The sequence below is a fragment of the Coleofasciculus sp. LEGE 07092 genome, assembly GCF_015207375.1.
Classification (GTDB): Bacteria; Cyanobacteriota; Cyanobacteriia; order Cyanobacteriales; family Coleofasciculaceae; genus LEGE-07092.
Window position 1 is genome coordinate 1 of the sequence record NZ_JADEWY010000076.1, and the last position, 11898, is coordinate 11898.

At 46.4% G+C, this 11898-nt stretch carries 9 protein-coding genes; 3 read left to right on the top strand and 6 right to left on the bottom strand.

Features of this window, described 5'->3' with window-relative positions:
- The first annotated feature begins 97 nt into the window (after positions 1 to 97).
- A complete protein-coding gene (locus IQ257_RS18000) occupies positions 98 to 316 on the top strand; it encodes a hypothetical protein (protein WP_193877833.1) in 219 nt (72 codons plus the stop codon).
- Positions 317 to 325: 9 nt separating this feature from the next.
- Positions 326 to 1501, top strand: coding sequence for an 8-amino-7-oxononanoate synthase (gene bioF / locus IQ257_RS18005; protein WP_193877835.1), 1176 nt, complete (start codon positions 326 to 328; stop codon positions 1499 to 1501).
- 76 nt (positions 1502 to 1577) lie between these two features.
- Here bioF and IQ257_RS18010 read toward each other — a convergent pair whose 3' ends face one another.
- The 5 genes from IQ257_RS18010 to IQ257_RS18030 all read right to left on the bottom strand — a co-directional run bounded on the left by IQ257_RS18010 (position 1578) and on the right by IQ257_RS18030 (position 6412).
- A complete protein-coding gene (locus tag IQ257_RS18010) occupies positions 1578 to 2150 on the bottom strand; it encodes a general stress protein (protein WP_193877837.1) in 573 nt (190 codons plus the stop codon).
- A 341-nt stretch (positions 2151 to 2491) separates the two neighbouring features.
- Entirely contained in the window at positions 2492 to 3295 is an 804-nt protein-coding gene (locus IQ257_RS18015; protein WP_193877839.1) for a PhzF family phenazine biosynthesis protein, read from the bottom strand.
- A 60-nt stretch (positions 3296 to 3355) separates the two neighbouring features.
- The gene (locus IQ257_RS18020; RefSeq protein WP_228060802.1) at positions 3356 to 4627 is read right to left on the bottom strand and encodes a DUF445 domain-containing protein; all 1272 of its coding nucleotides are present in this window, start codon (positions 4625 to 4627) and stop codon (positions 3356 to 3358) included.
- 80 nt (positions 4628 to 4707) lie between these two features.
- Positions 4708 to 5421 carry a bifunctional demethylmenaquinone methyltransferase/2-methoxy-6-polyprenyl-1,4-benzoquinol methylase UbiE gene (gene ubiE / locus IQ257_RS18025; protein ID WP_193877841.1) on the bottom strand — a complete coding sequence of 238 codons (714 nt, stop codon included), beginning with the start codon at positions 5419 to 5421 and terminating at the stop codon, positions 4708 to 4710.
- Between the two features lie 43 nt (positions 5422 to 5464).
- Entirely contained in the window at positions 5465 to 6412 is a 948-nt protein-coding gene (locus tag IQ257_RS18030; protein ID WP_193877843.1) for a response regulator, read from the bottom strand.
- Between the two features lie 268 nt (positions 6413 to 6680).
- Between IQ257_RS18030 and IQ257_RS18035 the strand changes: the two genes are divergently transcribed.
- On the top strand, positions 6681 to 7775 hold the full coding sequence (locus IQ257_RS18035) for a RuBisCO accumulation factor 1 (protein WP_193877845.1): 1095 nt from the start codon (positions 6681 to 6683) through the stop codon (positions 7773 to 7775).
- Positions 7776 to 7889: 114 nt separating this feature from the next.
- Here the strand turns inward: IQ257_RS18035 and IQ257_RS18040 are convergent, their stop codons facing one another.
- On the bottom strand, positions 7890 to 11882 hold the full coding sequence (locus tag IQ257_RS18040; protein ID WP_193877847.1) for a non-ribosomal peptide synthetase: 3993 nt from the start codon (positions 11880 to 11882) through the stop codon (positions 7890 to 7892).
- Between the last annotated feature and the right edge of the window lie 16 nt (positions 11883 to 11898).

Consider the following 11898-nt stretch of genomic DNA (forward strand, 5'->3'; position numbering starts at 1 on the left):
GTCCCTTGTCTCTTCGGTTATACCCTATCGGCTACACCCCATACCCTGTCAAAATACCAAAATAAAAGAACAAAGAGATTTTTACAGGATTGCAATCATGGGACTTGAACGCAAAATGGGGCGGGGAATGTTTGCCCCCGGTGAAGTGGTTGAACTTAGACAGATGTGTTTTACACCCGGAAAAATGTTCCAACCGGGAAAATATACTGTGAGTGATTTACCAGATGTTGCCTTTGAAATGGGTTTAGTTGATCGCATTGGTGCCCCTAAAGGTCAGACTGTAGACGTTGAGCCTCCTTCAGAACAAGAGTCTTAACTATCTGCAATGCCAACTAACCCTTATGCTTGGTTAGACCAATCTCTCGCTACTATCCACAACGCTAATTGGTATCGTTCGGTAAAAACTCTACAACGCCGTCCCGGTGCTGTGGTGCAACTAGAAGGGCAGGAGGTGATTAACTTTGCCAGCAATGACTATCTGGGTTTGGCAGGAGACGAGCGATTGATTCAAGCTGCCGTTACTGCTACCAAAGAGTATGGTACAGGTAGCACGGGTTCTCGATTACTGAGCGGACATCGGGAAGTGCATCAAGAATTGGAAGGTGCGATCGCATTTCTCAAACAAACCCAAGAGGCGCTAGTATTTAGTTCTGGGTATTTAGCCAACCTGGGAACAATTGCCGCTTTAGTCGGGAAACGGGATCTGATTTTGGCAGACCAGTATAATCACTCTAGCCTGAAAAATGGGGCAATTTTAAGCGGTGCCGCGATCGTCAACTATGCTCACTGTGACATTAAAAATTTAACCCATCAACTCACTCAACACCGACACAACTATCGCCGTTGTCTCATTCTTACTGATAGCGTTTTCAGCATGGATGGCGACCTTTGCCCCTTGCCCCAGTTATTATTATTAGCTGAAGACTATAGCTGTATGGTGCTGGTAGACGAAGCTCACGCTACGGGCGTCTTGGGTGCTACAGGTGCTGGCTGCGTGGAACATTTCGGCTGTACGGGACAACCCGTTGTGCAAGTTGGCACCCTTAGTAAAGCCTTGGGCAGTTTAGGTGGATACGTGGCGGGTTCAGCTCCCCTGATTGACTTTTTACGAAATCGCGCACCCAGTTGGATTTACACTACAGCTTTATCTCCTGCTGATACGGCTGCTGCTTTAGCTGCAATTGAGATTATTCAAAAAGAACCCGAACGCCGCACCCGACTCTGGGACAATGTAGAGACTCTCAAGCAACTCCTGACTAAACAGCTATCTCATCTGAGACTTTTACCCTCTGAGTCTCCTATCCTCTGCATTCAACTTGCCAGTGCAACAGAAGCCCTCACGGTTGGACAACAGCTAAAAGCGGCAGGTATTTTTGCCCCAGCTATTCGCCCTCCTACTGTTCCTACTAGTCGGATTCGTCTCTCTGTTATGGCAACTCACGAACGTGTTCACCTTGAAAAAGTGGTGAATACGTTGAAAGCACTTAAGTTGCCTAACTGAAAAGACTTACACCAATTGGCATCTAAATCACCGTTTGTATATTTTCTTAGGGCAGGCGTTTGCCCACCCTACACCCTTACAGGCGTGTCCCTGTCCCACGGTTAGCATAGGTTCCAGGTGCATCGTAGACAGCCCAATTGCGAATTCCACGATTGGAAAAAACCGTCCCTATATTACGGATCTCAGCGTCTGTACCTTCTGCGATCACGAGATAATCGCCTTGAGAAACTCGCTCGTCATAATATCTCGCGTCTTCTTCAGGAATGCCCCAACCAATCAGTGCGCCAAGAAGTCCACCTCCAGCAGCACCAATTGCCCCCCCGATTAGGGTGTTTGCTAGAATAATGCCGACTTCTGCGGCAGGTCCGACACCAGGAATTGCCAGTACTCCCAAGCTACCAATTAAACCAATCAAACCGCCGGCTGTACCACCAGCCGTCGCACCTGCTTTGGCACCACCTTTCACTTGTTCACCAGTACTTTTATGCACCTCACTATCGCCAAGCTGCTCATTGAGACTCGCGTCTTTGGCAATCACAGAAACCTGATTCATATTAAAACCTGTTTCTCTGAGGTCGTGGAGCGCATATTCTGCCTCCTGACGGGTAGAAAAGATACCAATGGCGTGTTTGAGTTGTCCTACAGCCATAGTTTTCCTCCTTTGTTGTCAATACGTCAGCCTACATCAGTAGCAGAAGCGCTATTTTTACTACTTTGTAGGCATCTTAACTCCTTATATGTTTGGGGCTGTGGTCAATCTCTTCATCAGTCTTTGGGGGTAAGTTGAGCTTCTATCATTAGGAGGGTGATAGTCGCCGTGCCTCCCAGCTCCCCGCGTTTTATTCGTTACCTAAATACCACTTAAATGGGAAGACTTAAAAACCTTCGCTTCTTTATTCTCAATAAACCTGTCAATAAGTTACATTCTTTTTGAGGGAAAGAGGGGTGAAATGCCTTTTCTGTCAAGCTTTTGATCTTCTTGTCACCCCTTCAGCTTGCCGTCATTAATTCTCCGCGCAATACGGTAACAGCTTGCCCGCTTAAGAAAACGCGATCGCTTCCTGTATAGCGCACCTTCACCACCCCACCCCGACTCGATGCCTGATACGCCAAAAACTCATCTTTATTTAAGCGTTCGCGCCAAAATGGAGCAAGGCAGCAATGGGCAGCCCCAGTTACAGGGTCTTCATCAATCCCCAATCCCGGTGCAAAGAAGCGAGAGACAAAATCATACTCTGAACCTTCATAAGTCTGGCTGGTAACAATTAAATCAGAAACAAGCAATGTTTTGAGGTGCTGAAAATTAGGCTGCATTTGCCGTACCAAATCTTCTGATTCTACTTCTACCAAATATCCCAAAGAATTATTGAAAACCGATTTAATTGGCACGCCCAAAGCTTGAGAAAGTTCAGGAGAGGCGACACTTTTTTCTGAGCGATTAACGGGAAAATCCAACTCAATCCAATCCCCCAACTTCTTGGCAATGAGTAAACCGCTTTTGGTATAAAAAAGAGCGGCTTCATCCGGTGATAAATGCCCCTCTGACCAAAGCACATGAGCACTTGCTAACGTGGCATGACCGCAAAGCGGAACTTCTACCGCAGGCGTAAACCAACGTAGATTAAAGCCATCATTCTGTTTGACCAGAAAAGCCGTCTCCGACAAATTCATTTCCTGTGCTACGTTCTGCATCCAGCTATCAGATTGAGGAGCCGATAAAACACAAACGGCGGCAGGGTTTCCAGTAAAAGCAGTACTAGTGAATGCATCAACTTGAATGATGGTTTGTCCCATAGGATTTCTCCTTATAGACTGCAATATATTCGAGATAACGGATGAAGCTCTTCAAGATGACTAGACTCGTTGCAACAGCACAATAATAGTTTGCATCAGTCCTACAATCACACCCAAAACACCTCCTAAATTCACGATCGCTTGCAACTCACTTTTAACAATACCTTGAATAGTAGCCTCTAGTTGCTCAGGAGATGTTTCTCTCACCCGCTCGACAATGACCTCATCAATCGACAAAATTGGAATAACCTGAGCAACGAGTTTTTCTAAATCTTCTTCGAGGTAACGCTCTAAAATAAACGCCAACTCCTGACCAATCAATTCCAGTGATGTCGTAACGGTTGCTGATTCCCGCAGTCGTTTGAGGATTAACACTGCCACTTTTTCCCAGTCAATAGATTGACTCAATCCCTGTAGTAAATCAGTACCCCGCTCTCGGACGTAGGATCGAACAGCATCACGCATTGTTTTGCGTAGCTGCCGCACCGTTGATACTGGTAAATTTTGCAGGGAAAGATTTTGCAACCATGCCTGTAAGCGTTCGCGAGTCGAAAGAGCACTTAGCAACTCTTCTAAGCGAGCATTCGTCGCCTCCTTCTCATCCAGACAGTAAGTACGCAAGCGCGTCAGGGTATTGCGTAAACCAAATAAATTAGCGACAACCCAGTACGTGCCGCTCGACTTCTCCCGAAAGCCTTCATCAATCACTTGAATGTTGCGATCAGTTAAGAAATCAATAATAGCCTGCCGCAGCACATCCGGTGGCAGAGCAACCTGTAAAACCCATTCGGAAAGCTGTCGGGCTTGTTTATTATTCAGTTGAAACTCCAGCAGAATCTGGTCAAAGATTTGATTGAGCTGGGCTTCTAGAAAATCCTCCCGACGCGCCAAGACTTTTAGCAGGCGCGGCAAAGATTCCCCTAACAAGTCATGGAGAATCGCCGCCGCAATCTTGGCAGTCTTCTGCTCTTTATCCAACTGAACTTGATCGAGGGCTAGTCTGAGGAGCCACACAATTGCTCCTCGGACTCGTTCGGTATGCAGCAGACGCTGCGCCAGTCGCTGTAACTCAGAGGGAGTCAGCAGGGAACCCATAATCGTGTCAGCTACTCTCTTGGCAAGACGCTCCTGGTTGCGGGGAATCAAACCTGGAGTAAAGGGTAGCCGACGCTTGCCGAAGTAAAGCGGGCGGTAGGGGCGAAATAGCATCTTAATGGCTAGATCGTTTGTGAAATAGCCAATAATTCCTCCTGCTATTGGAGGAAGGAACAGCAGCCAAAGGTTAGACCAATCCAAAGTAACAATCCAATCACGTAGCACAGAAAGCATCATTAATCATCGGTCATTGGTTATTGGTCACAACAAAGGACTAATTACAAAAGACAGAGGACTAATGACTACTACTTTCCATCTTATTTACCCGCCACTAAAACTCCCATCATTTCACCAGCAATTCGATAATGAGTGGCACTGGTAAACCCCACTTGACGTGCTAGTTCGACCTGCTGCTGCCCTTTGGGAAACCGTTCTAAGCTGGGAGCGATGTAAGCGTACTCCTCCGTTAATCCAAATGCTCTGGCACGGGCTACAACAACATTGTGCAGATACCATTGCTGAAATGCACGCACCAACCCCTGACTCGGACGGTGAAAGTCCAAAATAGCAGCTTTGGCACCGGGTTTGAGTACGCGGTACAATTCCCCCAGACAAGCGGGAATATCGGTCACATTCCGTAAACCGTAACCCATAGTCGCCGCCTCAAAATAATTATTGTCAAAGGGTAACTCTAAAGCGTCTGCCTGAACCCAACGAATTGCTAGGGGAGGATACTGATTTTCTACCCTGGCTTTGGCAACGGCTAATTGTGCTGGAGAAAAATCCACCCCATAAACCTGACCCCCGGGTGCCACTTGTCGTGCCAGTAACTGGGCTAAATCACCACTGCCACAGCACAAATCCAAACAGGTGTCACCGGGATGGGACTCACTCCACTTCACCGCCATCAACTTCCAAACTCGGTGCTGACCCAAACTTAACCCGTTGTTAAACTGGTCGTATACTGGGGCAATGCGATCAAATAAATTACGAATGTCTGATGGGGTTGGGTTTATAGAAGGATGGTTCATGGTTTAGGGTGTAGGGTTGAGGGATTTCCGCAAACTGCAAATTTCACGGAGACAAACGACCGCTAGCGATCGCTAAACCTACCTGCTGTGCTGACAGGTGAATCAGTTTCAGTTCCTCTTCGCTAAGTGTGCCAGTTCGTTGCTGCCACTGAAGCGATAGAACTGCTAGCAATTCACCTCGGTAAACAACTGGGATGAGCAGGTGCATTTGAATACCGGCACTCTGGTAATGTTCAGCTCCAGTTGGGGCAATTGCCCCCGTACTGTTGACCCATAGTTGAAGCTGGTGAGTCTCGATTGCTTCTTGTACTAGGGGGTCGTTTTCCAAGCTAATTGCAGTTGTTGCACCCTTGGTGTAAGTTCCCTGCGCCTCAGCCAGCCGACTGTTGCCGATAAGCTGCACGATACAGACATCCGCTCCAAAGCTGTCACCGAAGGCTTTCGCGACTTGATTCAGGCTAGTTTCTAAGCTCTCTGACTCTTGAGCTGCCTGCACAATGGTTTCCATAAGAGTCATTTGTGCCTGAGCGCGATGCAGTTCCTCTGTTCGGTGCTTGAGCAGTTCGTAGGTTTGTGTAGCACGCTGCACGACGGCTTTCAGTTCGTTCGGGTCCCAAGGCTTTGTAATGTATTTGTAAACTTGTCCGGAGTTAATGGCTTCCACTAAGTCCTCAACATCCGTAAAACCCGTTAGAATAATCCTCATTGTGTCTGGGAACTGGGGAACTGTCTTGCTCAGAAACTCTGTTCCCTTCATTTCTGGCATCCGCTGGTCGGAAATAATCACAGCGACTTCTCCCTCATTGGCAAGTACAGAAAGTGCTTCAGCACCGCTTTCGGCTCTGAACACGTTAAACTCTCGCCGGAAGGTGCGGTAGAGCAGATCCAGATTATCGGGTTCATCGTCTACTACCAACATTTTGGGTTTTTGGGGTCGCTCCAAACTCATTAACTGACGGCTGATACGATCAAGATTAGGGATTACGTCCATAACAATACAACAAACTCCTTACGGCAAGTCCGAACTGGCAAGGTATTTTTAAGAGGGACTATCTTTATTTACAGTTGCAAAAAAAAGAAAACAGCCAGAATGTTGCAAATTTGTCAAACTGACTACCCTAGCTTTTACTGCCAGTTTATTAAGATCCCAATCGCGATAAATTAAAGACATCTGGCAACTTAAAGCTCACTCCCTTTGCCTGCTGACTTAGCGGAGTTGCAGGAGCTAACGCTATCGTACTGTTCGTTCTGTCTAAACTATGACTCAAAAACCACCAGACAACCCTGATCGCTCACCTCAACCCGACTTAAAAATGGTAGATGCTAAAGAGTTACTCCAATTGCTGCGGCGCAAAGAAGGCAATTGGGTTGAGTGGGGAGTCGTTTGTCAGCAGCTCCAAAAGGCAGGCTATAGTTCCCAGGGGATTTTTGAAGAAACGGGATTTGAGCCAATCCAGCAGAACCAGGTGATTGTAGCATCTCAGGTCTATGGAACCCTAGTCAATGCTGGGGTATCTGAGGCGGTGCGATCGCGTTTTGAGCGGACGGGCAGTGATATTTTGTACGAGTTGCGGACTCTCACCCAACCCGAACGTGCTGCTGCTGCGGACTTTATTGTCGTTAGAAACTTGGATTCTGAGGGCGCTAGGGAAGTGGCGAAAGCCATGAAAGAGTTTTCTCGTCGCAGTACTCCACCCGCCGGATTTTCCAGCCATCCCGGTGATATTGTGGCATACCAGTATTGGAAACTCGCCCAGCAACAAAAGAACTTACAAGAACGCTCGCACTTGATTGCACGGGGCTTGATGTTTGCTCACAGCCAAGAGGCGCGGCAACAAATCGAGCAATTACTCACTGAAGGCTTTGGTAGCAAGCAGCAAAAAGCTCCCAGATTGCCCTTCTACCGCATTGAAACCAGTGAACAACTGCCTTGTCTGATACCAGTAGCGGGTCAGTTTCCGATGACAGCCGCAGAACTCAAAGCCGTGCCTGCGGTGAAACCAAAGGGTGCCTTTCAGATTGTTGAGGGAGTTCCTCACCAGAAGCTGGCTACAGTACCAGGTTGGCACGTGGTACGGAAGGCGCAAGACCCTGTAGGCATCTCTTACAACAGCACTCAACTCCCTAATCAAGCAAACGAGAAGCTTGAAGAGGTATTGGTTATCGTTGACCGCGCCGAGCAGGAATGGGACAAGGATAACTATTTTTTAGTAGACCAGTCAGGACAACTAGAAATTGAGTGGTTTTCAGAGGCTCCAACTGTACCCCTGGTGGGACGCCTTATCTTGGTGTTGCGTCCGAAAAAAATTCTGGATGAAGCGTTGAGCCGCGATATGTGGCAAATTGATGAGTGATATCCAGTCCAATGACATCCTTTGTCCAAGTAGGGGCAAGGCATGTGCCGTGCCCTTACCTGTGTGATAGACACATACAAACCGCTATACTGCTCAATCAACCGGAATCTAATATCAACTCAAACAAGCACCCAGACGTTCTGCCAAAACTGGCACATGGGGTTCGAGAATAAACGTATAATGACTTCCCGGCACGTCAATAACTTCAATATCACCTGCATCTAAAATCGAAAACAACTCCACCCAAACTAACTGTGGGTCGGATGCCATAATATGCTTCTGCTGGGCGCGGAAAACAGTTACTTTTCCGGGATAGGGTCGGCGTTTATAGGCATAGGTAGCTTTTAAGGTTCCCACCAATACATCTAAAATGCGTTGATTTTGTTCTCGTGAGGTGTCTGGAGAAAATATTCCGACTTTTCTTGCCTTATCAATAATGTAATCAATTTTCTCTTTAACACTCAGCCCCTGTAACTCATCGGGTGCAACCAGATTATCTTGACCGAACATTCCCCCAAACACACGAGACAAGACGCCAACCATGTAAACATCATCAATCTTCTTCTTTTTGTCCAATAGAATCGGCACATAAGAATCGAGAATTGCCAATCGACTCACTTCCAGTCCAGCGGCGTGTAACTGCTGTGCCACCTCATAAGCGACTACACCGCCAAACGACCACCCACCCACTTGATAGGGGGGTTCAGGTTGAAATTCGCGGATGGCTTTAACATATAGACTTGCCATTTCTTCAATGGTAGTTAACGCTTCTTCCCCTTCATTAAATCCTTGCGCCTGTAACCCGTAAAATGGCTGGTCTGAACCTAAGTAACGGGAGAATTTAACGTAACAGAGAACATGACCGCCAGCGGGATGGATACAGAAAAAGGGAGATTTTGTGCCTTTGGGTTGAATGGGAATCAGGGGAGAGAAGGAAATTTGGGTAGAGGTTTGGAGGAGATTGGCTAAGTCCTCAATGGTAGGACTAGTAAATAGAGACGCAAGTGGTAATGTTTTGCCAAATTGTTGTTGAATTTTTGCCATTAACTTGATGGCTAATAGAGAATGTCCCCCTAACTCAAAGAAGTTATCCTTGACGCCTACGGGATTAATATTGAGTAAGTCTGACCAAATTTGTGCCAGTTGCTGTTCTATTGAATTGCGAGGCGGAACAAAGTGGTTTTCTAGGAAGCTAGATTTGTCGGGAACCGGGAGGGCGCGGCGGTTAACTTTGCCGTTGGGAGTTAGGGGGAGGGATTCTAAAACGACAAACGCTGCTGGAATCATGTAGTCGGGAAGTTTGTCTTTGAGGAATTGGCGTAACTCAGTCGGTGTTGGTGGGTTGTCGTTGGGGACGATATAGGCTGCGAGTTGCTGAGTTACTGAATTTGTCCGCGCCACAACCACACAGTCTCGCACCGTTGAATGTTGATTGAGTACCGCTTCAAGTTCTCCCAATTCAATACGGAAACCTCGAATTTTCACTTGATAGTCAATGCGGCGTAAGTACTCGATTGTTCCGTCGGGGAGATAGCGGGCTAAATCGCCAGTTTTGTAGAGTTTTGAGTTCTCAAAGAGGTTGGGGATGAATTTTTCTTCTGTTAAGTCCGGACGGTTCAGATAACCCCGCGCAACACCTACACCACCGATATAGAGTTCGCCTGCAACACCTATGGGGACAGGTTGGAGGAGGGAGTCTAAGATGTAAATTTGGGTGTTGCCAATAGGGCGACCAATGGGGACAATTCGTAAGGTACTCTCTGGTTTGCATTGCCAGTAAGTAACATCAATTGCCGCTTCTGTGGGACCGTAAAGGTTGTGCAGTTCACAGTCTAATCGAGAAAAGAAGCGTTCCTGAAGATCAAAGGGTAATACTTCGCCACTGCAAATCACGCGCTTAAGAGAATTGCAACGTTCTAACCTCTTTTCTTCTAAGAAAATTTGCAGCATTGAGGGAACGAAGTGCAGCGTGGTAATCTGCTGTTGGGCGATAAGGTTAACTAAATAACTACTATCTTGATGTCCACCGGGTTTGGCAACAACTAAACACGCACCTGTCATTAACGTCCAAAAGAACTCCCAGACAGAAACATCGAAGCTAAAGGGAGTTTTTTGCAGGATACGATCCTCCGATGTCAATTGATAGGCTTCCTGCATCCACAACAAGCGGTTACAAATCCCGCGATGGGTATTCATGGCACCCTTCGGCTTACCCGTTGAACCTGATGTGTAAATCACATAGGCTAAATTTTCCGGTTGTACGCCACTATCGAGATTTTCGTTACTCTCTAGAGAAATTTTTTCCCAATGGCTATCTATGCCAATGATTTGTGATTGAGTTTCAGGCAGTTGGGCGACTAATTTTTCCTGAGTCAGCAATACTGGAACTTGAGAGTCTGCCAACATATAGGCAATGCGTTCAGCAGGATAATTTGGATCGATGGGAACATACGCCCCTCCCGCTTTGAGAATGGCTAATAGTCCCACCACCATTTCCAGGGAACGTTCAACACAAAGGCCAACGAAAACCTCGGATTTGACTCCCAATTTTTGCAGGTAATGTGCCAGTTGATTGGCACGGGAATTTAAGTCTCGGTAGGTTAACTGTTCATTTTCAACTACAACAGCAACAGCATTTGGGGTTTCCTCGACCTGTGCTTCAATTAACTGGTGGAGACATTGGGATAGATCATAATCGGTTTGGGTGGCATTCCAATCATAGAGAATTTGCTGTTGTTCAGCGTCACTCAGCATCGGTAATTGAGCCACGGGTTGCTGGGGCTGTGATACAATAGCTGCCAATAAATTCTGGAAATGTCGGGTTATCTGAGCAATTGTTGCTGCTTCTAACAAATCGCTATTGTACTTAAAGTAACCCAGTCCGGATTCCCTTAGCTCAATCACCTCTAAGCTGATATCAAATTCTACGTTTTGCTGAGGAAGTTCAACGTATTCTAGTTCGAGTTGACCGCAGGTTATTGGTTTTTGATTAGCCGTGGCATCAAATAAGCTTGAGATAGTGGTTAGGTGATGCCAAGTCTGTAAAGAAAAGGAAGCTTGGCAGATGGGAGAATGACTAAAGGTAGAGGGTGACTGGAATTGTTTGACTAATAACGGAAAGGGATACTCTTGATAGGTATTGATTTCAGTAAGGGTATGACTAACTTGCTTCAGAACCTCTGTAAAGGTTCGATTTCCGGAAATCCCATCTCTGGCAACAACGACATTACTGCAATTACCGATAACTCTGGCAAATTCCGGCTGACTTCTTTGAGTTTTCCGTAACCCGACTAGGATATCTTCTTCCCCCGTGTAGCGGTAAAGCAGCACTTTAAAGGCAGTTAGGAGTATCGCTTCAGTTGTAACGCCTTCTTTCTGTGCCAGTTGTCTGAGTTGCTGAGTGAGTTCTTGATTAATCTCAAAGCGATACGATGAACCTGTATAAGTCCGTAACGGTGGACGAGAATTCGTAGTGGGTAATTCTAGTACAGGCAACTCTCCTGCTAATTGGTTTTGCCAGTAAGTTTTGAGTTTCTTTCCTTGAGAACTATTTAAACGGTTAATTTCTCTCTGTACAGCGTTTTTATAAGATTGCTTAAGGAGTGGCAACTCTGTCTCTGGTTGGTCATATAGGGTTAAAAACTCATCAATGAGTATAAATAAAGACTCCCAATCACAGGCTATTTTGTGAATCGTTATTAACAGGATGTGGTCGGTTGCAGAACGAGTAAAAAAACTCACTCGCAGTACTGAATCCTGTTCTAAATTAAAAGGACGTTTAGCCGCTTGTAATAGCTGGTCGTTTAAGTCCTCTCTACTCCAAAGTGAAGCATCAATTTCTTCTAAATTAACCTCAACGGTATCGTGGATTTCCTGAATGAGTTGTCCGTCCCTATCGCCGTAGGTACTCCGCAAGCTGGGATGGCGGTTGATCAAGGCTTGAACGGCAGTTTTTATGACATCACTATCCACCGGGGATTTAATCCGAAGGGCGAAGAAAACTTTATCCGCTAATCCTTGGGGTTCTAATTGATATAGAAACCAATTAACCTGCTGATTTTGGGACAGGGGTAATGAAACGAGCGGATGAGTAAGTAATTCAGTCATAATTTTCAAGTGACGT